This window comes from Duganella sp. Leaf61 (assembly GCF_001421905.1).
Lineage (GTDB): Bacteria > Pseudomonadota > Gammaproteobacteria > Burkholderiales > Burkholderiaceae_D > Rugamonas > Rugamonas zoogloeoides.
In genome coordinates, this window is record NZ_LMLM01000012.1 from 50,542 (window position 1) to 74,033 (window position 23,492).

Annotated in this window: 22 protein-coding genes; 3 read left to right on the forward strand and 19 right to left on the reverse strand. The window is 62.6% G+C overall.

Annotated features, from left to right (window positions below; genetic code table 11):
• Positions 1 to 5: 5 nt before the first annotated feature.
• The 19 genes from purF to ASF04_RS09310 all read right to left on the reverse strand — a co-directional run bounded on the left by purF (position 6) and on the right by ASF04_RS09310 (position 20,656).
• Entirely contained in the window at positions 6 to 1,532 is a 1,527-nt protein-coding gene (purF, locus tag ASF04_RS09220; RefSeq protein WP_056140338.1) for an amidophosphoribosyltransferase, read from the reverse strand.
• Positions 1,533 to 1,595: 63 nt separating this feature from the next.
• Complete coding sequence (locus tag ASF04_RS09225) at positions 1,596 to 2,084, reverse strand: CvpA family protein (RefSeq protein ID WP_056140341.1); 489 nt, start codon at positions 2,082 to 2,084, stop codon at positions 1,596 to 1,598.
• A gap of 28 nt (positions 2,085 to 2,112) precedes the next feature.
• Positions 2,113 to 3,216 carry an SPOR domain-containing protein gene (locus ASF04_RS09230; RefSeq protein ID WP_056140344.1) on the reverse strand — a complete coding sequence of 368 codons (1,104 nt, stop codon included), beginning with the start codon at positions 3,214 to 3,216 and terminating at the stop codon, positions 2,113 to 2,115.
• A gap of 22 nt (positions 3,217 to 3,238) precedes the next feature.
• Positions 3,239 to 4,528 (reverse strand): bifunctional tetrahydrofolate synthase/dihydrofolate synthase, encoded by a 1,290-nt coding sequence (folC, locus tag ASF04_RS09235; RefSeq protein ID WP_056140347.1) that lies wholly within the window; start codon positions 4,526 to 4,528, stop codon positions 3,239 to 3,241.
• A gap of 177 nt (positions 4,529 to 4,705) precedes the next feature.
• Complete coding sequence (accD, locus tag ASF04_RS09240) at positions 4,706 to 5,578, reverse strand: acetyl-CoA carboxylase, carboxyltransferase subunit beta (protein ID WP_056140349.1); 873 nt, start codon at positions 5,576 to 5,578, stop codon at positions 4,706 to 4,708.
• 122 nt (positions 5,579 to 5,700) lie between these two features.
• On the reverse strand, positions 5,701 to 5,976 hold the full coding sequence (locus ASF04_RS09245) for a hypothetical protein (RefSeq protein ID WP_056140352.1): 276 nt from the start codon (positions 5,974 to 5,976) through the stop codon (positions 5,701 to 5,703).
• 4 nt (positions 5,977 to 5,980) lie between these two features.
• Complete coding sequence (locus ASF04_RS09250) at positions 5,981 to 6,256, reverse strand: BrnT family toxin (protein ID WP_056140356.1); 276 nt, start codon at positions 6,254 to 6,256, stop codon at positions 5,981 to 5,983.
• A gap of 76 nt (positions 6,257 to 6,332) precedes the next feature.
• Entirely contained in the window at positions 6,333 to 7,130 is a 798-nt protein-coding gene (gene trpA / locus ASF04_RS09255) for a tryptophan synthase subunit alpha (protein WP_056140359.1), read from the reverse strand.
• 106 nt (positions 7,131 to 7,236) lie between these two features.
• Complete coding sequence (gene trpB, locus ASF04_RS09260; protein ID WP_056140361.1) at positions 7,237 to 8,484, reverse strand: tryptophan synthase subunit beta; 1,248 nt, start codon at positions 8,482 to 8,484, stop codon at positions 7,237 to 7,239.
• Complete coding sequence (locus tag ASF04_RS09265) at positions 8,468 to 9,172, reverse strand: phosphoribosylanthranilate isomerase (protein ID WP_056140364.1); 705 nt, start codon at positions 9,170 to 9,172, stop codon at positions 8,468 to 8,470. The genes trpB and ASF04_RS09265 overlap by 17 nt, the downstream gene beginning before the upstream one ends.
• A gap of 10 nt (positions 9,173 to 9,182) precedes the next feature.
• Positions 9,183 to 9,986 carry a tRNA pseudouridine(38-40) synthase TruA gene (gene truA, locus ASF04_RS09270; protein WP_056141887.1) on the reverse strand — a complete coding sequence of 268 codons (804 nt, stop codon included), beginning with the start codon at positions 9,984 to 9,986 and terminating at the stop codon, positions 9,183 to 9,185.
• A gap of 255 nt (positions 9,987 to 10,241) precedes the next feature.
• Complete coding sequence (locus ASF04_RS09275) at positions 10,242 to 13,037, reverse strand: FimV/HubP family polar landmark protein (protein ID WP_229204984.1); 2,796 nt, start codon at positions 13,035 to 13,037, stop codon at positions 10,242 to 10,244.
• A 210-nt stretch (positions 13,038 to 13,247) separates the two neighbouring features.
• Complete coding sequence (gene asd / locus ASF04_RS09280) at positions 13,248 to 14,375, reverse strand: aspartate-semialdehyde dehydrogenase (protein WP_056140369.1); 1,128 nt, start codon at positions 14,373 to 14,375, stop codon at positions 13,248 to 13,250.
• A gap of 24 nt (positions 14,376 to 14,399) precedes the next feature.
• The gene (gene leuB / locus ASF04_RS09285) at positions 14,400 to 15,470 is read right to left on the reverse strand and encodes a 3-isopropylmalate dehydrogenase (protein ID WP_056140372.1); all 1,071 of its coding nucleotides are present in this window, start codon (positions 15,468 to 15,470) and stop codon (positions 14,400 to 14,402) included.
• A 13-nt stretch (positions 15,471 to 15,483) separates the two neighbouring features.
• The gene (gene leuD, locus ASF04_RS09290; RefSeq protein WP_019922670.1) at positions 15,484 to 16,131 is read right to left on the reverse strand and encodes a 3-isopropylmalate dehydratase small subunit; all 648 of its coding nucleotides are present in this window, start codon (positions 16,129 to 16,131) and stop codon (positions 15,484 to 15,486) included.
• A 31-nt stretch (positions 16,132 to 16,162) separates the two neighbouring features.
• Positions 16,163 to 16,294, reverse strand: a complete 132-nt coding sequence (locus tag ASF04_RS09295; RefSeq protein WP_019922671.1) for an entericidin A/B family lipoprotein — start codon at positions 16,292 to 16,294, stop codon at positions 16,163 to 16,165.
• A gap of 17 nt (positions 16,295 to 16,311) precedes the next feature.
• Positions 16,312 to 17,715, reverse strand: coding sequence for a 3-isopropylmalate dehydratase large subunit (gene leuC, locus ASF04_RS09300; protein ID WP_056140375.1), 1,404 nt, complete (start codon positions 17,713 to 17,715; stop codon positions 16,312 to 16,314).
• Positions 17,716 to 17,918: 203 nt separating this feature from the next.
• Positions 17,919 to 19,823, reverse strand: coding sequence for a chemotaxis protein CheA (locus tag ASF04_RS09305; protein ID WP_056140377.1), 1,905 nt, complete (start codon positions 19,821 to 19,823; stop codon positions 17,919 to 17,921).
• Positions 19,823 to 20,656, reverse strand: a complete 834-nt coding sequence (locus tag ASF04_RS09310; protein WP_056140380.1) for a protein phosphatase CheZ — start codon at positions 20,654 to 20,656, stop codon at positions 19,823 to 19,825. The genes ASF04_RS09305 and ASF04_RS09310 overlap by 1 nt, the downstream gene beginning before the upstream one ends.
• A 362-nt stretch (positions 20,657 to 21,018) precedes the next feature.
• Between ASF04_RS09310 and ASF04_RS09315 the strand changes: the two genes are divergently transcribed.
• The 3 genes from ASF04_RS09315 (at position 21,019) to ASF04_RS09325 (ending at position 23,301) form a co-directional block, all read left to right on the forward strand.
• Positions 21,019 to 21,489 carry a universal stress protein gene (locus ASF04_RS09315; protein ID WP_056140383.1) on the forward strand — a complete coding sequence of 157 codons (471 nt, stop codon included), beginning with the start codon at positions 21,019 to 21,021 and terminating at the stop codon, positions 21,487 to 21,489.
• Between the two features lie 91 nt (positions 21,490 to 21,580).
• Complete coding sequence (locus tag ASF04_RS09320) at positions 21,581 to 22,225, forward strand: response regulator transcription factor (RefSeq protein ID WP_056140387.1); 645 nt, start codon at positions 21,581 to 21,583, stop codon at positions 22,223 to 22,225.
• Positions 22,226 to 22,506: 281 nt separating this feature from the next.
• Positions 22,507 to 23,301: a Crp/Fnr family transcriptional regulator gene (locus tag ASF04_RS09325; protein ID WP_019922677.1), complete on the forward strand. Its 795-nt coding sequence runs from the start codon at positions 22,507 to 22,509 to the stop codon at positions 23,299 to 23,301.
• Positions 23,302 to 23,492 lie beyond the last annotated feature (191 nt).

Sequence of the window (23,492 nt, forward strand, 5' to 3'; positions counted from 1 at the left end):
GACGATCAGCCCTCGGCGGCAGCCAGGTTCAGGTTCAGCTGCGAACGGCCCGCGTCTTCCGGCTTGGCGGCCTTGGTCGGGTTGTTGCGCTCGTTTTCGAGCTTGTCCAGGTACTCGCGGCTGACGTCGCCGGTGATGTACACGCCGTCGAAGCACGACGCTTCAAAGCTGGTCAGTGCCGGGTTGACGTCGGAAATGGCTTGCTTGAGCGCATCGATGTCCTGGTACACCAGGGCGTCGGCGGTGATCTCGCGACACACTTCTTCCACCGTGCGACCGTGGGCGATCAGCTCGTCGCGGGTAGGCATGTCGATGCCGTACACGTTCGGGTAGATCACCGGTGGCGCGGCCGACGCGAAGATCACTTTCTTGGCGCCGGAGTCGCGTGCCATCTGCACGATCTCGCGGCTGGTGGTGCCGCGCACGATGGAATCATCGACCAGCAGCACGACCTTGTCCTTGAACTCGTCAGGGATTGCATTGAGCTTCTGACGCACGGATTTCTTGCGTGCCGCCTGGCCCGGCATGATGAAGGTACGGCCGATGTAGCGGTTTTTAATGAAACCTTCGCGGTACTCCTTGCCCAGTGCCAGCGCCAGCTGGATTGCTGCCGGACGCGACGAATCGGGAATCGGCATGACGACGTCAATATCGTCGGCCAGGCCTTCGCGCACGATTTTCTTGGCCAGGTACTCGCCCATTTTCAGGCGGGTGTTGTACACCGAGGCGCCGTCGATGACGGAGTCAGGACGGGCCAGATACACGAATTCGAACACGCACGGATTGAGCGACGGATTGTCGGCGCACTGGCGCGTGTGCAGCTGCTTGTCGTTGTCGATGAAGACGGTTTCGCCGGGCGCGATGTCACGCACGAAGCGGAAGCCCATGCCTTCGAGCGCCACCGATTCGGAGGCGATCAGGTATTCGTTGCCCTGCTCGGTTTCATTGATGCCCAGGCACAGCGGACGGATGCCGTACGGATCGCGGAAGGCCAGCAAACCGACGCCAGCGATTTGCGCCACGGCAGCATAGCCGCCGCGCACGCGGCGCATCAGCACGGTAACCGCCTGGAAAATGGTTTCGGCATCGATCGAGATATCGACCGTGGCCTTCTGGATTTCGTGTGCCAGCACGTTGAGCAACACTTCCGAATCGGAATCGGTGTTGATGTGGCGGCGGTCGTTCTTGAACATCTCTTCCTTGAGCTGTTCCCAGTTGGTCAGGTTGCCGTTGTGGGCCAGGGTGATGCCGAACGGTGCGTTCACGTAGAACGGCTGCGCCTCTTCCTCGCTCGACGAACCGGCGGTCGGGTAACGGCAGTGGCCGATGCCCGAGTTGCCCTGCAGCGTACGCATATTACGGGTACGGAACACGTCGCGCACCAGGCCGTTGGCCTTGTGCATGGCGAACATGCTGCTATGATTGGTAGCGATACCTGCCGCGTCCTGGCCGCGATGCTGCAACAGCAGCAGTGCGTCATACAGCAGTTGGTTGACAGGTTGATGGGAGACGACGCCGACGATGCCACACATGTTGATGCTCCTGGACTGGACTTGCAGATTTAAAAACGTTGATTCAATTCACAAATTCAAACTTCAAAAATTCACATGCTGCGCCATTGCAGCGGGAAGGTAGTCCTTGACCACGCGCGCTCCCAGCTCACAGTACGGGCTGAGCAGCGCATTCTTCCAGAGTTCTTCTTGCGGCAATGCCGTCATCCCACCCAAGATGACGGCGGCCAGCACGATTACAAGGCCGCGGCCCAGGCCGAACACTGCGCCAAGCAGGCGGTCGAACAGGCTCAAGCCGCCGGCGTCAAGCAGGGCGCCCAGCACCATCGATAGCAAACCCATCAGGATCCGCGCGCCGATGAACAGGGCGATGAACGCCAGGATCAGCCGCAGTACTTCCCCGGGCACAACTTCGGGCAGCATGACCGCCAGTTGCGCCGCGTAGGCGTTGGCCACCACGAATGCCACAATCCAGCCCACCAGCGACAGCACTTCCTTGACCAGTCCGCGCACCATGCTGATCACGACCGATGCGGCCAGCACGAAGATCACCAGGTAGTCGAAGATGGTCACGACAAACGTCCCGGACGGTGCAGCCAGGTCAGACGGTTTCCAGGCGGCCAGCCAGGCCCATGCTTTGCAGCTTGGCGCGGACTTTTTCCGCCTCTTCCTTGCTGCCGAACGGCCCCACGCGCACGCGCGTGACCTCGCCCGACGGCGCTTTTTGCGTGTACGAATTGATGCCGGCCTGCTTGAGGCGCTCGCGCAGTTCGCTGACCTTGGCCTGGTCGCTCAGCGCGGCCACTTGCAGTACGAATTTCTGGCCGGATTCGGCTGCAACGTTGGACGCACCAGGGGGCTTGGCGGTTTTGCCTTCCAGGATGGCCAGGGCGCGCGCATCCTGCGCCTGTTTGCTCTCGGCAGCGGGCTTGGCGGCGGCTTTGGCTTCAGCGGCTTTGATGTCGGCAGCGCGCGACTCGGCCAGCTTGCGGTCGGCTTCGGCGCGGGCGTCCGCCTTGGCTTTGGCTTCCTCGCGGGCCTTGGTCCTGGCGTCGGCTTCGGCCTTGGCTCCCGCCTTGGCGTCGGCCAGCTTGCGCTCGGCTTCGCGCCTGCGTTCCTGCTCGGCGCGGCGGTCGGCTTCCTGCTTGTTGCGGGCGTCGGCCTCGGCCTTGGCGCGCGCTTCGCTGGCAGCCACCGAGCGGTCCAGTTCGTCGGAATGCGCCTGGGCTTGCGGCGACAGGCCGGTCTCGGGCTTGGCGGCCGGCTTGGCCGCTACCGCCGCAGCAGGCTTGGCGTCCTCGACAATTTCTTCGCTGTTGTCGAGCGTATCGCTGTCGGGAATGGTGGCGGCGCGACGCTCGCCGCCAACGGCCGGGGCGCCGGCCGAGCGTTCTTTCGAGGGAATTTTGATATCGATGTCGGACGCCAGCGGCTTGGGCTCGGAGTCGAGCAGCATCGGCAAACCGACCGCCACGGCCAGCGCCAGGGCGATGGCGCCGACCAGGCGGCGGCGCGCGCGTTTCTTTTCAGGCAAGACCGGATCGTCCGCTTCGCGGTCGCGCGAGCGGCGGCGCGGACCATCGGTGGACGAAGCGCGCTTGGAACGGGCACGCTCGAGCGCGGCCTGGTCATCGGCACTGGTGTAATAACCGCTGTCCTGGGCGGATTCTTGCTTGTTTTTGCCGAATTTCGAGAACAAGCCCATGCGTGATTTCAGTCCTGTGTGTTCAATGGAATGAGGATTTTCGCGCTGCCATGACGCCGGCAACGGTGAGGAAAGATCCAAAGACCACAATTCTATCATTCTCCCCGGCCCGGCTGACCGCATTTGCGTACGCTGCTGCCGGATCGTCGAAGATATTGATGGTCCGTTCGGCCTTGTCTTCCTGCACCAGCTGCACCTTGGCCGCCAGTTCCGACGCCGTGGCCGAGCGCGGCGATGGCAAGGTGGCCAGGCACCAGTGATCGACATGCTCGGACATGGCAGCGATCACGCCATCGATATCCTTGTCCTGCATGGAGCCGAATACGGCGAACGTGTACGGGTGAAAGCCCATGTTGCCGAGGTTCTGGTTCAGCGCCGAGGCCGCGTGCGGATTATGGGCGACGTCGAGGATCACGGTCGGACGGCCCGGCAGCACCTGGAAGCGGCCCGGCAGTTCCACCGTCACCAGGCCGGTGCGCACTTCCTGCGCGCCCACCGGCAATTCGATGCGCAGTGCCTCGAGCGCGGCCAGCGCGGCGCAGGCGTTGAGAATCTGGTTGGCGCCGCGCAGGCTCGGGTACGCCAGCGAATTGCGGCGCTGCGAGCGGCCGCCGTAGTTCCACTGCTGCTTGTCGCCCGAATAATTGAAGTCGCGGCCCATCAGCCACAGGTCGGCGCCGATTGCCTCGGCATGGTCGATCAGGGTTTGCGGCGGCACCGGATCGGAGCAGATCGCTACCTTGCCGGCGCGGAATATGCCGGCCTTTTCGAAGCCGATCGCCTCGCGCGTGTCGCCCAGGTAGTCGGTGTGGTCGATATCGACGCTGGTGACTATCGACACATCGGCATCGACGATGTTGACCGCATCGAGGCGGCCACCGAGGCCCACTTCCAGGATCACCACGTCCATGCCCGCGCCGGCCAGCAGACGCATGATGGCCAGGGTGGTGAATTCGAAGTACGTGAGCGTGGTGTCGCCGCGTGCAGCCTCGACCGCGTTGAACGCTTCGACCAGCGCCTCATCAGTGGCCAGTTCGCCATTGACGCGGGCGCGCTCATTGAAGTCGAGGAAATGCGGCTTGATGTACAGGCCCACCTTGTAGCCGGCGCGCAGCAAGACCGATTCGAGCATGGCGCAGGTGGAACCCTTGCCGTTGGTGCCGGCCACCATGATCACCGGGCAAGTAAAGGCCAGTTGCAGGCGCTGCTTGACCGCAAGCACGCGGTCGAGGCCCATGTTGATGACGGTTTCGGCATGGCGCGATTCGAGCAGCGCAAGCCAGGCAGGCAAGGTGGTGGGGAGATTGGACATGTGGGGCTCAGAAATAAGAAACGGCGCGCAGGATCATATCCGATTGCGCGCCGTAGCGTTGAAACCTGCTTGATTTGCGAGGCTGGTTCAAAACGTCCAGGGCTAGGCGCAGTGGCGAAGACAGTGCGTTAGCACGGCAAGGCGCTGCAACGACGCCATGGGCGTTTTTAACCAGCCTTAGGCTATTACTTCTGCTGGTTGGTTCTGCAGGAGAGCCAGCAAGCGGGCGATTTCTTCGCGCATCTTGCGGCGGTCGACGATCATGTCGATCGCACCCTTGGTGACCAGGAACTCGGAGCGCTGGAAGCCTTCCGGCAGTTTCTCGCGCACGGTGTTCTCGATCACGCGCGGACCGGCAAAGCCGATCAGCGCTTTCGGCTCGGCCATTACCACGTCACCCATGAAGGCGAACGAGGCGGACACGCCGCCCATGGTCGGGTCGGTCAGCACGCTGATGAACGGCAGTTTTTTCTCGGACAGCTTGGTCAGCATCGAGGTGGTCTTGGCCATTTGCATCAGCGACAGCAGGCCTTCCTGCATACGGGCGCCGCCAGTGGCGGTGATGCAGATGAACGGCACTTTCTGTTCCAGCGCCGCTTGCGCGCCGCGCACGAAGCGCTCGCCCACCACGGAACCCATGGAACCGCCCATGAAGTCGAACTCGAAGCACGCCACGACTACCGGCATGCTGAGGATGGCGCCGCCCATGACGATCATGGCGTCGGTTTCGCCGGTGGCTTCCATGGCCTGCTTGAGGCGGTCAGGATATTTTTTGCTGTCCTTGAACTTCAGGGTATCGACCGGCAGCGTGTCCATGCCGATTTCGTAACGGCCACCGGCGTCGAGCAGGCTGTCGAGCCGCTCGCGGGCGCGAATGCGCATGTGGTGGTCGCACTTGGGGCAAACGTGCAGGTTCGACTCCAGGTCGGTGCGGTATAAAACCGATTCGCACGACGGGCATTTGACCCACAGCCCTTCGGGCATGGTTTTGCGCGCGGCAACGTCGGTGCGCTGGATACGCGGGGGCAGCAGTTTCTCTAACCAACTCATAATTTCTCCTTGCAGCTTACTCGTGGCCGAAGTGTAGCCGTTTCTGGCGACCCTGTCGAACATTGCAATACATTAATTTTTACTTTGAGTCATTGCTTTAAAGCTGCTTTAGAGGAAAGCCACTATGCGTCAGCCCGCGTATTAGTATCCTCTGCCAACGATTCTTTAAGCCGCTTGCGTTCCTCCAGCGTGAGCAATCCCAAGTCGGCGCTGTAGCCCGATCCTGCCAGATGGCGAAGATACCGACACATCATTTCTTCGGCATCCAGACCGTAGGGTTCACCGAGCTTGCAGAAATACTCGATCGAACGAAAATCCAGCCGGAAGGTCACCTCTCTGCTGAGCTTTTCGAAGTGTGGATTGGGGATAGCATGGGAAAAATCTACCTGCTTGGTCATTTTTTCACCTGTCCAAGTAACGAATCTTCTCGCGCGACTGCGCCTTTCGAGCCGAAATGATGCGCACAACGGAGCTTTTTCGGTAGCAATAAGACACCACCAATAGCCGATCATGCTCACTGATGCCTAAAAGGTGGAATCGATCTTCATCATCGGAGTGCAGGTCATCAAATGCCTCCCTCGCACTCATATCGTTAAACACCGTGCTGGCTTCTTCGAAGCTTACACCGTGTTTGCGCAGGTTCGCCGTTGCTTTGATGGCATCCCACTCAAAACGCATGGCAGCACCCCGCCTATTAACATAGTCAGTGTTTGACTACTGTTCAAGGCTGGAGTTCCCGGCGAATCGAAAAGAATCAGGCGTCCAGCGCAGTCCTAATGCCAGCCACGAAGGTCTGCACCGCTGCCACGGCCCCCTCGGCGCCGTGCTGTTCGATTTCCTGGATGATGCGGCTGCCGATCACCACGGCGTCGGCCACTTCGGCCACGGCGCGGGCGGTGGCGCCGTCGCGGATGCCGAAGCCCACGCCAATCGGCAGCGAGACGTGTTCACGAATCGCGGCCAGGCGCTGTGCCACTTCCACGGTATCGATATTACCGGCGCCGGTCACGCCCTTGAGCGAGACGTAATAGCTGAAGCCGCCGCCAACACGCGCCACCTGCCGGATGCGTTCCTCGGTCGAGGTGGGCGCCAGCAGGAATATCAGGTCGAGTTCGGCGGCGCGCATGGCGGCGGCGAAGTCTTCGCACTCTTCCGGCGGATAATCGACCACGATGGCGCCGTCGGCGCCCACCGCTTGCGAACTGGCGATAAAGGCCTGCGGACCGATCCGTTCGATCGGATTGGCGTAGCCCATCAGCACCACCGGCGTGGCCTGGTTGGTCTTGCGGAACTCGGCCACGTAGTTAAAGACGTCGCGGATGCCGACGCCATGCGCCAGCGCGCGCTCGCAGGCGCGCTGGATCACCGGGCCTTCGGCCATCGGGTCGGAGAACGGTACGCCCAGTTCGATGATGTCGGCGCCGCCGGCCACCAGCGCGTGCATCAGCGGGACCGTGAGCGCGGGGCCGGGGTCGCCGGCGGTAATAAAGGTGACCAAGGCGGTCTTGTTTTGCGCTTTCAGCGCGGCAAAAGTAGTAGCGATGCGGGACATGAATTGTTCTTTCGACGATAACGGTAACGGGACGTTCTAACCCGCACGGCAAACTGGAGTCGGCCCCATGCGGGGTCAGCCCCCGCGCTTGCGGGTGCGGGGCGGATCAGCTGAAATTGAGCCCCATGCGTTCCGCCACCGTATGCATATCCTTGTCGCCCCGGCCCGACAGGTTGGCCAGGATGATCTTGTCCTTGGGCAGCGTGGCGGCCAGTTTCACCGCGTACGCCAGCGCATGCGACGATTCGAGTGCCGGAATGATGCCTTCGATATGGCAGCAATCGTGGAACGCCTGCAAGGCCTCGTCGTCCGTGATCGAGACATACTCGGCACGGCCGATATCTTTCAGGTAAGCATGCTCGGGCCCGACGCCAGGGTAGTCAAGGCCGGCAGAGACCGAGTGGGTCTCGATGATCTGGCCGTTCTCGTCCTGCAGCAGATAGGTGCGATTACCGTGCAGCACGCCCGGATAGCCCTTGGTCAGCGAGGCCGCGTGCTTGTTGCCGTCGAGGCCCTCGCCCGCCGCTTCCACGCCGATCAGGCGCACCTGTTTCTGGTCGATATACGGGTAGAAAATGCCCATGGCATTCGAACCGCCGCCGATGCAGGCGGTCACCACGTCCGGCTGGCGGCCCGTCATTTCCGGCATCTGCACCAGGCATTCCTCGCCGATCACCGACTGGAAGTCGCGCACCAGCATCGGGTACGGGTGCGGACCGGCCACGGTGCCGATGATGTAAAACGTGTTTTCAATGTTGGTGACCCAGTCGCGCATTGCTTCGTTGAGCGCGTCCTTGAGGGTTTTCGAACCGGACTCCACCGGCACCACGGTCGCACCGAGCAGCTTCATGCGATAAACGTTCTGCGCCTGGCGCTTGACGTCTTCGCTGCCCATGTACACCACGCATTCGAGGCCGAAACGGGCGCAAATGGTGGCCGTGGCCACGCCATGCTGGCCGGCGCCGGTCTCGGCAATGATGCGCTTTTTGCCCATGCGGCGCGCCAGCAGCGCCTGGCCAATCACGTTGTTGATCTTGTGGGCGCCGGTGTGGTTGAGGTCTTCGCGCTTGAAATAGATTTGCGCGCCGCCGGCGATCTCGGACCAGCGCTTGGCGTGGTAGATCGGCGAGGGACGGCCGACAAAATGCTTGAGCTCGTAACGGAATTCTTCGAGGAATTCCTGGTCTTGGCTGTAGCGCTCGTAGGCGGTGTTCAGTTCGGCCAGCGCATAGGTCAGGGTTTCGGCCACGAACGAACCGCCGTACGGGCCGAAGTGGCCGGTGGCGTTGGGGAAGTCGTAATCGGTGGCGTGGAACAGGGGCGCTGCTGCGCCAGTCTCAGGCAAGGCTTTCATGGGGGTGTTCTTTCAGGGTTGCTCTGTCGAGCTGGTCATCTCCGGCCCGCACCGCCGCAATAAAATCGGCAATCTTGCGGGCGTCCTTGATCCCCTTCGCTGCTTCGACACCGCTGCTGATATCGACCGCGTAGGGGCGTACGCTCACCACCGCATCAGTGGCGTTGTGTACGCTCAAGCCACCACTCAAAACGACCCGAGGCGCGAGCTCTTTTGGAACGAGAGACCAATCAAAACCCTTTCCTGCGCCACCATAAGCATCCACATATGTATCCAGCAACAGGCTGGTGAACAAGGGGCTGGCGGCACGGCATAACTGTTCGTATTCTAGCAAATCAGCGGGCGCGGTGTCAGGTTTCACCCGGAATACGCGCAGGAACTGTCGCCCGCAGGCTGCGGCAATGGCGGCCGACTGCGCTATTGTCTCGTCGCCATGCAGTTGCACCAGCGACACCGGCGCCACCTTGACCACGGCCGCGACCTGCTCCGGCGTGGCATTGACGAACAGGCCGGTGCAGGTGACAAACGGCGGCACGGCCGCGATCAGCGCGGCAGCCTGTTCGGGGGTGACGTAGCGCGGGCTGTTCGGATAGAACACGAAACCGATGGCGTCGGCGCCGGCCACTACTGCTGCCTGCACGTCTTCCACGCGGGTCAGCCCGCAAATTTTGATACGGGTACGGTGCATGGCGTTTCCTTTAGAACCAGGGCAGCGGCGAGGTGGTCTCGAGCGGCAGTTCCCACTTGGGGTCGTAATCGATTTTGGCCAGGTACAGGCCATCGGGCATGAAGGTGGGCGCGGCGGCATGGCGGTCTTTCGACTCCAGCAACTCGCCAAGCCACTCGGGCCGCTGGCGCTTGGAGCCGATGTATACGAGCGAACCGACGAGGTTGCGCACCATGTGGTGCAGGAAGGCGTTGGCGGTAATGGTAAACACCACCAGCTCACCGTGACGCTGGATGCGGATGTCGTGCATCAGCTTGACGGGCGACTTGGCCTGGCACTGGGCCGCGCGAAATGCCGTGAAGTCGTGCCAGCCCAGCAGCGGCGGCACGGCCTGCTGCATCAGTTCCACGTCGAGCGGACGGAAATAAAAGCCGGCGCGCCCTTCGAGCAGCGGCGAGCGGGTGGGATTGTTATACAGCACGTAATGATAAGTGCGGGCGCGCGCGCTGAAGCGGGCGTGGAAGAAATCGTTGACGCCCGGATCGCCCGGCAGTTCCTTGACCCAGCGCACCGCGATCGACGGCGGCAAAAACGCGTTAACGCCGCGCAGCCAGGCATTGGGGTCGCGCGACAGGTCGGTATCGAAATGCACCACCTGCTCGAGCGCATGGACGCCGGTATCGGTGCGGCCCGCGCAGGTGGTCGCCAGCGGCACCCTGGCGAATTTCTCCAGGGCCCGTTCGAGCTGGTCCTGCACCGTGTGGCCGCTTTCCTGTTTCTGGTAGCCGTGCCAGGCGGTGCCGTCATACTGCAGGCCGATTGCGATCCGTTTCAATTGCTGCCCAATCTGAATTTCCGAATCGGCCATTATATCGCTTGCACCGCCGCGCCTGGAGCGCCTGATAAAACCTCCAGCGCAAGGCGCAGCGACGAAGACAGTACGAACGTACGGCGAGGCGCTGCAACGCCGCCGGTGCTTAGCGCCTGGGAGCGCCTGATAAAACCTCCAGCGCAAGGCGCAGCGACGAAGACAGTACGAACGTACGGCGAGGCGCTGCAACGCCGCGCTGGAGGCTTTTATCAGGCGCGATTAGACTAACTGCTCCTTCATGGCAGTGGCTTTGGCCACCTGCTCATCGCTACCACCGCGCAGCACTTCGTCGAGCAGTTCGCGGGCGCCTTCCTTGTCGCCGATTTCCTGGTAGGCGACGGCGAGGTCGAGCTTGGTATCCATTTCCATGTGCAACGCCGACATTGGCTCGGCACGGCCAGTCTCGGCGCTGGCGGCCGGCTCCGTCGGTTCAGGCTGGCTGCTCAGGTCGAAATCGATGCCGGAGAGGTCGAACTCGGGCGCAGCATCCTTGTCAGCCACCGCTGGCGCCGGGGCCAAAGCCGGGGCCGGCTCTGCTGGCGGCACGGCCAGGGCCGGCACGTCGGGAATGGTGAAGTCGGCAGCGTCGAAGTCGAGCGGTACACGGGTGGCATCGGCGTCGGCTGCCGCAGGCGCCTGGTCCAACGCGGCCGGCTGGGCCGGTTCGGCTGGCAGGTCGAGGCTGAAGTCCATGCTCGGATCGTACGCTGGCTCCTCGGCCGGCGCCGGCGCAGGCTTGTCGAGCGACAGATTGAAATTGTCGTCCTGCAGGAACGGCGCGGCATCGGGCGGCACTTTGCCGAATGGATCCTGCGCATACGGGTCGGGCGCGGCAAAGTCGAGGTCGCCCAGGCCGAAATCGGCAGCATTCGCTTGTTCCGCCACCGAAGCCGGCGAGACGGGGCCATCCGCCGCCTGCGGCAAGGCGGTTTCCAGGTCGTCGTTGAGACCGGGGGCGTAGGCGGCCGGCGCAGTGTCGTAAGCATCAGCACCGCCTGCTGCGGCGCCAAATGCCGTCGCCTCGGCCGGTGCATCGCCATCGGTGTCTTCATGGTCGTAGGCGGCATAGGCCGCAGCGGCCGTGGCAGCCGCCACCACGCCGGCGGTGGCGGCCAGCGGCGCGGTGCCGAAGCCGTCGGCGCTGTCGGCATCCGCGCTGGCGAACAGTGGGTTGCCCGGTTCGAGTTCGCGGCCCATGCGCGCGGCTTGCGCCCATTCGTCGCCCTGCCCGCGCGTGAGCGAATACAGTTCCGAGGCCTGGCTCTCGAAGGTGCGCGCATCGTGGCGGTTGGCGTAGATCTCCAGCAGCTTCAGGCGCACGGCATGGCGCTCGGGATGGTTGCGCAGCGCTTCCTTGAGGATTTCCTCGGCTTGCGCATCGCGGCCATAGGCGATGTACACATCGGCTTCGGCCACCGGATCGACTTCATTGTTGTCGAGCTGGCTGGCCGACGGCGCGAAGTGGGTGTCGAAGGCGTTGCTGTCAGCATCGACCACCGGCGCCACCGCCGCCGCATCTGTCGCAACACCGGCTGCCACACCACCTGCAACAGCGGCGGCTGGCGCGGCCGGCGCCGGATCCCAGGCTGGCGCGGCATCAAGGCCATCGGGGCCGGATTCGTCGCGCGGCACCACGAACTTGCGGCGGCGACGCGCGGCAATGGCAGCCAGCGCCGCCACCACGGCCACCAGCAGACCGGCCACCAGCAGGCCCACCATTTGCGAATTGGCCACCAGCTTGTCGAACAGGCCCGGTTCTTCGAGCTTGCGCGGCGGGATCACCGGCGCCATCCGGGTTGGCGCCGGCGCCGGCGCGGACGCGGCCGGCTCAGCGGCGGCTGGCGCAGCCGGCGCCACCGGGGCAGTAGCGGCCGACTTGCTCTTGACCTCCATCAGCTTCTCGAGGTCGTTGACGTTCTTTTCCAGTTCCTGCACCCGCGACGAAGCGTCCTCGACCTGCTTCTGTTTGGCGATCTTGTCTTCGACGGCGGCGCCGGTCTTGCCTTCGCCCGGCTTGTCGGCCGTGGCCTTGGACAGGGTGAGCTTGTCGCGCGCGGCGTTGACGGCGTTCGGCTTTTCCTCGACCTTGGCGGTAATCTTGCCCGACGAGCTCTGGCCAGTGCCGGCATCCTTGGACGGCGTGCTGTTGGCGACCTGGCCAGCCAGGCGGGCGCGGTAGGCGTTGAAGTCGCGCGCATGCGCCACCACGACGCTGCGAGCGCTGGACGCGCCATCGCCGTCGGCGGCACGGATGGCGCCGGCATCGGGCACGGCCAGGATCTGGCCGGACTTCAGGCGGTTCATATTGTTGCCCATGAACGCTTCCGGGTTGGCGCGGTACAGCGCCACCAGCATCACGTCAAGCGAGACATCGACCGGTTTGACCTGGCTGGCGATGGCGCTCAAGGTGTCGCCGCGCTTGACGGTGATTTCGTCGACGGTGGCCTTGGCCGCCGGTCTGGCGGCTGGTTTGGCGTCAGCGGCGGCGGGCGCCCTGGCTGCGACCGGCGCGGTGGCCGGCGCCGTGGTGGTAGTGGGTGTGCGGGCCGGTCCCAGGTCCACCGGCGCGGCCACCTGCGGCGACTGCGCGCCGCGTATTTCGGGTGGATCGAGCAGGAAGGTATATTCGCGCACCATGCGCCCGCCATTCCAGTTCAGTTCCAGCAACAGGTCGACAAACGGTTCGTTGAGCGGCTGGCTGGACGACACGCGCACCACCTGGCGGCCGCTGCGCTGTTCGACCTCGAAGCGCAGCGCCGAGAGCGCCGGGTTGAAATCGATGTTAGCGGTGCGGAAGGCGTCGGCCGGCGCCAGCCGCACCGACAGGCCGCTGGCCTCTTCGGGGGTGACGGCGCTCAGTTCGATTTCGGCGCGCAGCGGCTGGCCCAGTGCGGACAATACAGTGAGTTTGCCGAGTCCAGCAGCGTTAGCCGATATCAACACTGCGCTGGCAACGGCGCCGACAAGGGTTTTCAACGCGAATGAGACGATGCTGGAGCGAGTGTTTACGGACATAGTGGCGGGCGGCAAATGGTTGTTAGAGGGAAAATGTTACTTTCCCAGATATATCAACATAACATCATGGTCTCACCGAGGCAAGCCTTGTACGTCCGCAGGCCACCCACCTGCATACTTTAAACGTCAAAAAGGGATTTTTCCTATAATAATAGACAGGAAAAACCCCTCGATCCGGTCAGCTGCGGACAGCGCCGCCGGCGTCATGAATCAGGCGTCAAGCACGATGCGCAGCATGCGGCGCAACGGTTCGGCCGCGCCCCACAGCAGCTGGTCGCCCACGGTGAACGCCGACAGGTAGTCCGGACCCATGCTCATCTTGCGCAGGCGGCCGACGGGAATCGTCAGGCTGCCGGTCACGGCGGCCGGCGACAGGTCCTTGACCGACGCTTCACGCGTGTTCGGCACGACCTTGGCCCACTGGTTGGCGGACGCGATGATGTCGGTGATTTCGTCGAGCGGCACATCCTTTTTCAGCTTGATGGTCAGCGCCTGCGAGTGGCAACGCATGGCGCCGATGCGCACGCACAGGCCATCGACCGGGATCGCAGCCGAGCCGAAGTCCGCGCCCAGGCCCAGGATCTTGTTGGTCTCGGCGCCGGCTTTCCACTCTTCTTTCGACTGGCCGTTGCCCAGGTCCTTGTCGATCCACGGGATCAGGTTGCCGGCCAGCGGCGCGCCGAACTGCTTGATCTCGTCAGCCGACAGGCCATGCTGGGTGGCCAGCACCTGGCGGTCGATTTCCAGGATGGCCGAGGCCGGGTCGTCGAGCAGCGGCTTGACCGCGCCGTTGATGGTGCCGAACTGGGTGAGCAGTTCGCGCATGTGCTGGGCGCCGCCGCCCGAGGCAGCCTGGTACGTCATCGACGTCATCCAGTCCACCAGGCCGTGCTGGAACAGGCCGCCCAGGCCGATCAGCATGCACGACACGGTGCAATTGCCGCCGATGTAGTTTTTCACGCCCTTGCCCAGCGCGTCCTTGATCACGTGCATATTGACGGGATCGAGCACGATGACCGCATCTTTTTCCATGCGCAGGGTCGATGCCGCATCGATCCAGTAGCCGTTCCAGCCGGCTGCGCGCAGTTTCGGGAACACGTCGCTGGTGTAGTCGCCGCCCTGGCACGAGATGATGATCTCGCACTTTTTCAGTTCGTCGATATCGGTGGCGCTTTTGAGCTTGGTTTCATTCTTTGCCATCGCCGGAGCGTTGCCGCCCGGGTTCGACGTCGTGAAAAATACCGGCTCGATATGGGCGAAATCGCCCTCTTCCTGCATGCGTTGCATCAGGACCGAACCCACCATACCGCGCCAACCTACGAGACCTACGAGTTTCATTTGCTCTTCCTTGTCTATTAATTTTTAAGCCAACGCTTTGACGACCGCGTTGCCCATCTCTTCCGTGCCCACTTTCGTGGTGCCCGGTTCGAAGATGTCGGCAGTGCGCAGACCCTGCGCCAGCACCGACTTGACGGCGGTCTCGATGCGGTCGGCCTGTTCGTTCTTGTTGAACGTGTAGCGCAACATCATCGCCGCCGACAGGATCGTCGCCAGCGGATTGGCGATGCCCTTGCCGGCGATGTCCGGCGCCGAGCCGTGCGACGGCTCGTACAGGCCCTTGTTGCTGGCGTCGAGCGAAGCCGATGGCAGCATGCCGATCGAACCGGTCAGCATCGCTGCGCAGTCGCTCAGGATGTCGCCGAACATGTTGCCGGTGACGATGACGTCGAATTTCTTCGGCGCGCGCACCAGCTGCATGGCGGCGTTATCGACGTACATGTGGTCGAGCGCGACGTCCGGGTATTCCTGGTGAACGTCGGTGACGATGTCTTTCCAGAACTGGAAAGTTTCCAGCACATTGGCCTTGTCCACGCTGGTTAAGCGCTTGTCGCGCTTTTGCGCGGCCTGGAACGCCACGTGGGCGATGCGGCGGATTTCGCCTTCGGCGTAGCGCATGGTATCGAAACCTTCGCGCTGGCCCTTGAACGGACCGTCCGGGCACTCGCGCACGCCGCGCGGCTGGCCGAAATAAATGTCACCGGTCAGTTCGCGCACGATCAGGATATCGAGGCCCGACACCACTTCAGGTTTCAGGGTGGAGGCGCCGGCCAGTTCCGGGTACAGGATGGCGGGACGCAGGTTGCCGAACAGGCCCAGCTGCTTGCGCAGGCCGAGAATGGCTTGCTCGGGGCGCAGTGCGCGCTCGAGCGTGTCGTACTGGTAGTCGCCAACCGCGCCGAACAGCACGGCGTCGGCCGCTTTGGCCAGCGCCAGCGTGCCATCGGGCAGCGGGTGGCCGTGGGCCGCGTAGCCGGCGCCGCCGACCGGGGCGGTTTCGAGCTCGAACGATTCGCCGAGCACGTTGAGGACTTTGACGGCCTGGGCGATGATTTCCGGGCCGATGCCGTCGCCCGGGAGGATTGCGATTTTCATGATCTGATCTTGATTAAATGACGTTGGCCAACCAGGGTTGGGTTGCCAGATGGCGCTCTTCGAAGCCGCGGATAACGTCGGCGTGACGCAGGGTCAGGCCGATATCGTCGAGCCCGTTCATCAGGCAATACTTGCGGAAGGCGTCGATCTCGAAGGGATAGGAGACGCTGCCGTTGCTGGTGGAAATGCGTTGCTGTTCAAGGTCCACCACCAGGCGGTAACCGGGGAAGGCCTTGACTTCATTGAACAGATGATCGATCTGCGCTTCGGGTAATACGATCGGCAGCAAGCCGCTCTTGTAGCAGTTGTTGAAGAAGATGTCGGCAAACGACGAGGCGATGATCGCGCGGAAGCCGTACTGGTCCAGCGCCCACGGCGCGTGCTCGCGCGACGAGCCGCAGCCGAAGTTTTTACGGGTCAGCAAAATCGACGCGCCCTGGTAACGCGCCTCGTTCAATACGAAGTCGGGGTTCAGCGGGCGGTTGCTGTTGTCCATGCCCGGCTCGCCGTGGTCGAGGTAACGCCATTCGTCGAACAGGTTGGGGCCGAAGCCGGTGCGGTGAATCGACTTCAAAAACTGCTTGGGAATGATGGCGTCGGTATCGACGTTGGCGCGGTCCAGCGGCGCGACCAGGCCCTCATAAATGGTAAATTTTTCCATGATCTCGTTCGGTAATATGCGGCTGATTGGCTTATTTTTTGGTCGAAGCGCCTTCGAGCGACTCGCCGACTTTTTTGACGTCCTTGCCGAAACCGTTGACGGTATTGCAGCCGGTGAGGACCAGGGCCATGGCAATGGCGGACAGCGCGAATAATTTTTTCATGTTGGGCTCCAGGCAGGTCAGCGCAGTGCGCGCACGTCAACGAAGTGGCCGGCAATACCGGCTGCGGCGGCCATCGCCGGCGACACCAGGTGGGTGCGGCCACCCTGGCCCTGGCGGCCTTCGAAGTTGCGGTTCGAGGTCGAGGCGCAGCGTTCGCCCGGTTCCAGGCGGTCGGCGTTCATCGCCAGGCACATCGAGCAGCCCGGTTCGCGCCACTCGAACCCGGCATCCTTGAAGATGCGGTCCAGTCCTTCGCGCTCGGCCTGTTCCTTGACCAGGCCGGAACCCGGCACGACCATCGCCAGCTTGACGTTGGACGCCCGCTGCTTGCCGCGCACCACGTGGGCGGCGGCGCGCAAGTCTTCGATGCGCGAGTTGGTGCACGAACCGATAAATACCTTGTCGATGCGGATGTCCTCGATGGCCGTGTTGGGCTTGAGGTTCATGTACACCAGCGCTTTTTCCATGGCGTCGCGCTTGACGCTGTCTTTTTCCTGGTCTGGATCGGGCACGCGGCCGTCGATTGCCACCACCATCTCGGGCGAGGTGCCCCAGGTGACCTGCGGCTTGATCTGGGCGGCGTCCAACGTGACCACCAGGTCGAATTTCGCGCCGGGGTCCGAGTGCAAGGTGCGCCAGTAGGCAACGGCCAGGTCCCAGTGCGGACCGGCCGGCGAGAACGGCCGGCCTTTGACGTAATCGATGGTGATGTCGTCCACGCCGATGATACCGGCGCGCGCGCCCGCTTCGATCGCCATGTTACAGACGGTCATGCGGCCTTCCATCGACAGCGCGCGGATGGTGGAGCCGCCGAACTCGATACAGTAGCCGGTGCCGCCAGCGGTGCCGATCTTGCCGATGATGGCCAGCACGATGTCCTTGGCGGTGACGCCGGCCGGCAGCACGCCGTCCACCTGCACCAGCATGGCTTTCGATTTCTTTTGCAGCAGGGTTTGCGTGGCCAGCACGTGCTCGACTTCGGACGTGCCGATGCCGTGCGCCAGCGCGCCGAACGCGCCGTGGGTGGACGTGTGCGAGTCGCCGCAGACCACGGTCATGCCCGGCAGGGTGGCCCCCTGCTCCGGTCCGATCACGTGGACGATGCCCTGGCGCTTGTCGTTCATGTTGAAGTACGTGAGGCCGTAGGCCTTGGCGTTCTTGTCCAGCGTTTCCACCTGCAGGCGCGAGACCGGATCGGCGATGCCGTCCACGCGCGCGGTGGTCGGCACGTTGTGGTCGGCCACGGCCAGGTTGGCCGAGACGCGCCACGGTGCGCGGCCGGCTTCGCGCAGGCCGTCGAAGGCTTGCGGGCTGGTCACTTCGTGCACGAGGTGGCGGTCGATGTAGAGGATCGTGGTGCCGTCTTCTTCGGCCTTGACCACGTGCGAGTCCCAGAGTTTGTCGTAAAGCGTCTTCATCATGATGTGTGCTGCTACAGCCTGTGTGAGTGATGCTGTTTGATTATGCCATAGTGTGCAAATGGAAAGCAGCCGCCGGAGGCTGGCCTCGTGAGCCCGCGCGGTTCCGCCTGTTCCTGCACTGCCTGTGACTCCTGAAAAAATTCTGTAAAAAAAAAAGCCTGCGTGGACGCAGGCTTTTGATGTTGCTGGCTTGGTCTACCGACTCAAGCCGCCATGCGTACACTACCTCGACAACCATCCATTAGGAACGATAGGCCTACCACCAGTACCAGTTCGCCTTCGGCCGAACGTGCGGTACCGGTAATGCCCTCGACGGTAATCGCGGTCATCGGTTTAATTACCAGGTCGGCAGTGCCATCGACCGCTTCCACGGCCAGGATGTATGGCTGTGGTGCAGCGACAACAATACCGACCTTCTCGCGGCAGCTCTCATACCCGAGCGAGTCGGCCAGCGAGCGCACCGGCAGTGGCCGGCCCTGGTCCTTGAGGACCGGGGCGCCGCCCACCTCCATGAACACTTCCGGCAATTCCACCACGCGTTGCACCACCGCCATCGGCAGCGCCAGCGCTGCACCGGAGGTGGATACCAGCATGGTCGGCACGATCGACAACTCGATCGGCAGGCGGATCGAGAACTTGGTGCCCTTGCCGAGGCCGGACTCGATGTTGATCGCGCCACGGTTTTTCTCGACAGCGGTTTTCACCACGTCCATGCCCACGCCACGGCCCGACACGCTCGACGCCACTTCCTTGGTCGAGAAGCCCGGCAGGAACACCAGCTGGTAGCACTCCTCGGTGGTCAGGTTGGCCGATTCGCTGATCAGCCCCTTTTGCTGCGCCTTGGCGCGCAGCATCACCGGGTCCATGCCCTTGCCGTCATCCTGCAGCACGATCATTACGCTGTTGGCTTCCTGCCACGCCTTGAGCGAAATATACGACTTGGCAGGCTTGCCGGCAGCTAAGCGATCGGCCGGCGACTCCACGCCGTGATCGAGCGAGTTGCGCAACATGTGCACCAGCGGATCATACAGGCTGTCCACGACCACGCGATCGACTTCGGTCTCCGCGCCTTCGATGGTCAGTTCCACTTCCTTGCCCAGATCCTTGGCCAGCTCGCGCACCAGGCGCGGGAACTTCTGGAACAAACGTCCCACCGGCTGCATGCGCGTGGCCAGCGTGGCGCGCTGCAATTCGGTCGAGTAGCGCGACGCCCGCTCCAGCGTTTCTGCCAGCGTGGCCATCAAAGTCTGTGCCTGGCCCTCGAATTTGAACTGCATCAGGCGCTCGAGCAGCACGGCTGCCTGGTTGGCAGCCTGCACCGATTCACCCGCCACTTCGAGCAAGGCATCCAGTTTAACAGCATCGATGCGAATCGACTCTTCTTTGGCGGGGGCGCTCTGCGGACGTTCGTCGCGTTTCTCTGGTGCTTCGCGGCGCGCGGCGGCGACCGGCACAACTTCCGCAGTGGCTGCGGCGGCAACCGGGGCGGCAACGGCAGCCACGGCAGGTGCCGGTGCGGCAGCCACAGCCGGGCCTGCAACAGCTGCTGCCGGACGGGTATAACTACCGGCCGGCATCACTGCTTCGTACATGGCTTCCCAGTCGAGGCCGTCCGGCGACGCGGTGGCCACAGGGGCCACGGCTGCCGGCGCAGCAGCGACCGGCGCGGCGACAGGCGCCGGTGCAGGTGCTGCGGCCGGGGCGGCAACAGGCGTGCTGTCAGCCTTGCCGGCGATGGCGTCGTTGAGCAAACTTTCCAGGTCTTGCGGCAGGGCCGGCAGGCTGCCCGGCTCGGCGCCGTTGTTCAGTTCGGCCAGCTGGTCGGCCACGAAACCGGACGCTTGCAGCGCCGCCTCGATCGCCAGCGGCGTGACGGGCGCGGCGCCGGTGCGCAGCGCGTCGAACAGGTTTTCGGTCAGGTGGCAAGCCGTCACCATCGCCGGCAGGCCCATGAAACCGGCGCCGCCTTTAATGGTGTGGAAGGAACGGAACACCGCGTTGAGGGTTTCCTTGTTGTCAGGATCGCGTTCGAGCGCCAGCAAGTGCTCTTCCACGTTGACCGCAAGATCCATCGCCTCGACGACGAAATCCTTGAGCATATCGTCCATTAGAACCCCAGATCGGCAAGCAGATCGTCCACGCTGTCCTGGCTCAGCGCCACGGTCGGCGTCGATGGACCAGTCATCAAGGTCACTTCCTTCTGGGCGATTTTCTCGCGCACGTCAGGTGGTGCGTTGTCGCGCAGCAGTTGCGCCAGTTCCGCCTCGACGGTCTTGGTGATGATCACCACTTTCTTGATCAGCTGGCCGGTGATGTCCTGGAAGTCCTGCGCCATCATGATTTCGAGCAGGCGGGCCTTCTCGGTTTCGGTGGCGGCCGAGACAGCAGCGGCGAATGCTTGCGAATCGCCGGCCAGTTGCTTGAACTGGTCCAGGCTCAGCTTGCCCGCGAACAGGTCTGCCCAGCGGTTTTCCATGTCTTTCGACTGCTTCGACAGCGTGTCCTGGTCGGGCATGGCTTCGTCGAGGGTGTTGAGCACCTTGTTGGCGGCCTGCTCGGTCAGCGTGGCGACGTATTCGAGGCGGTCCTGGGCGTCGTTGATCTGCGACGACGCTTCGGTCAGCGCCTTGTCGTAGCCCAGTTCGCGCAGCGAGTCGTGCAACAAGCGCACGATGCCGCCCAGGCGTTCGAACATCGGCTTGTCGGTTTCATCGCCCTCGCCGCCTTCGGCACTGGGTGCGGCTGAGACAGGTGCGGCGGTCACAGGGGCCGGCGCCGGCGCGCTCACGGCGACACCGGAAGACACCTGGTCGAACAGGCTTTCCAGGTCGTCTTCGGCTGCTGCGGGAGCCGGGGCTGGCGCTGGAGCAGGCGCGGCTTTCTTGCTTTGGGCGGACACTTCTTCAAATAAGGCGTCGAAATCGTCAGCGGCGTTGGTCATAATCCGTGCTTCTCCATAATTTGTAAAATTGCTGCCCCACGATGATGATGCACGGCAATAAAACACTATCGCGAGTGTAGCAGGGCCGCGCCGGATGTGCCAAACCCGCCACGGCGATTACCGGGACGGCGTCACATTCCGTTGTATTTGGAGATACTATCACCGGATGTCGGCCCAACGGGCAGCTTGTGACACAAAATTAATGCTTGAGTGCAAAAAAAGAAGCCTCAGCCAACACCTTTAAACATTCGGTACGCCAAGTAAAATCGTTATGTTTGAGAATCATCAACTCTTTCCATACTAGCAATAATGTAAATCACGTCTACAATGAAACGCGTGCCGTCTCTTTCCGGGAGCTTGCCATGTACCGAAAAATCCTGATCACCACCGACGGATCTTCCGTCTCCAGCAAGACCGCCTGCGCCGGCGTCACGTTTGCCGAGCAACTGGGCGCCGAAGTGCTGGTCCTGTTTGTCGCCCCCGCCTACCAGTATCCGATTTACGTGGAAATCATCCCTCCCAGCTATCCGAGCGAGGAAGAATACCGCGCCGCCCTGCTGCGCGCTGGCGAGGAACATGTGCGCGACGTGGTGCAAGCGTGTGCGCGACGCAACATTACATGTACCGCGCTGACCACATTTGCCGAAAGCGCCGCGACGGAAATCGTCGCCGCCGGCGTCAAGCATGGGTGCGACCTGATCTTCATCGGCTCGCACGGACGCAGCGGCTGGGGCCAGTTGCTGCTGGGCAGTGTAACCAACAAGGTGTTGTCACAATCACGCATTCCGGTACTGGTACACCGCCTGATCGCCGAGCCCGAGTACAAAAAATAGGCCGCCGTGTAATTTTTTGTAGTAGCATCACAAGATTACTTCAATCGCAATACTTTTTACTTTCCAACACTTCGCGCGTGAGCGGCCCACGATGATCCGAATAGTTATTGCCGACGACCACACGATCATGCGCGAAGGACTCAAGCGCATTCTCGATGGTGCTCCCGACATCGACATCGTCGGCGAAGCGATCGACGGCTTCGAGGTACTGAGCCACGTGCGCCAGGGCGGCTTCGACCTGCTCATGCTCGATTTGTCGATGCCAGGGCGCAGCGGGGTCGATCTGATCCGCCAGATCAAGGCCGAAGCGCCCAAGCTGGCCATCCTGATTCTCACCATGCACGAGGAAGAGCAATACGCGGTGCGGGCCATCCGCGCCGGCGCCCACGGCTATCTGACCAAGGAAAGCGCCGGCACCCAGCTGGTCGGCGCGATCCGCAAGGTCGCTTCCGGCCGGCCCTACATCAGCACCGAGGTGGCCGAGCAACTGGCGCTCAACATCATGATGCCCAATGAGAGCCTGTTGCATAAACAGCTGTCCGACCGCGAATTCGAGGTGTTTTCCTTGCTGGTGGCAGGCAAGTCGATCACCGAGATTGCCAACGGCTTGCACCTGAGCGTCAAAACCGTCAGCACCCATAAAACCCGCATCATGCAACAGATGGGGATGACATCGCTGTCCGAAATGGTTCAATATGCCGTTGCGCATCGCCTGCTGTCGCCGTTCAAAACCTGATCACTCCCCCTTCCGGTAGGATTTCTCCTACAAACCTGCGTACGCTCCTACGCTGATATTCAGCCATTGCTGATATCCAGCCCCGGCCCCTGTTGGCATACTGAAATCACTGTTTCATGCTGCACGGCTACAAGAGTGCCGTGCGAGCCGCTCACCGCTGCTTCAGCCACAACCGGGCGGCCTTCCATCCACTGTTTCGAATGTGCACACAGGAGCTCACCATGCTGTCAACGCAAGCGTCTGAAATTCGCCCGGTCACGACGACCCTGCAATCGTCGTCGATGGAAGCCGGCCGCCAGCGTCAGGGGCGCCTTTGGTCCAACCTCAAGGAAGTGTGCGATTTGCTGCACATTCCGTCGGCGGTGTCGGTCACGACCGAGGAATTGTTGTTCCAGCACGTGCAGTTCAAAACCGGCCAGCGCATCCACACCATCGGCCAGCCGTTCGACACCTTGTACATCGTCAACTCCGGCTTCCTGAAAACCGTGCTGATCGACGAGTTCGGCAACGAGCAGGTACTGAGCTTCCCGATGAAGGGCGACATGCTTGGCGTCGATGGCATCCACACCCGCCATTATTCGTCGGAAGCGGTGGCGCTGTCCGATTGCGACCTGATCCTGCTGCCATTCAAAAAGCTGACCGCGCTGGGCCGCGTGCACCTGGAACTGGAAAACATGATGTACGGCGTCATGAGCCGCGAGCTGGTGCGCGAACAGGCCATGATCGGCATGCTGGGCGCCCTGTCCGCCGAAGCGCGCGTGGCGCGCTTCCTGGTCACGCTGGCCGACCGCTTCGCCCATATGGGTTATTCGGCCAAGCTGTTCAACCTGCGCATGACGCGCCACGAGATCGGCAGCTACCTGGGACTCACGCTGGAAACCGTGAGCCGCACGCTGTCGGCCTTCAACGAAATCGGCCTGATCAGCGTGGACCAGCGCACCATCGGCATCAAGGATGCCGAAGCGCTGAAAACCCTGCGCCGCCTGCCCCCCTCGCGCACCCGCGCCAAGCAGCTGGCGGCGGCCAAGAGCAAAAACGAAGCAGCCACCCCGGCGCAATTGCTGGCCGCAATGTGAACATGTAGCACGTAGCACGCTCCAACCCAGCCTTGCGCCCGGCCTCCAAGCCGGGCTTTTTTATATTGTCTTGGTTTTTTATCATTTGGCCGAGTTTGCACAAAATAGCGCTTGCATTCCGTCCCGCCTTCTACAATAATGAATGCAAATACGAATCATTCTTATTTAAAGGAGAAATGACGATGCCTACC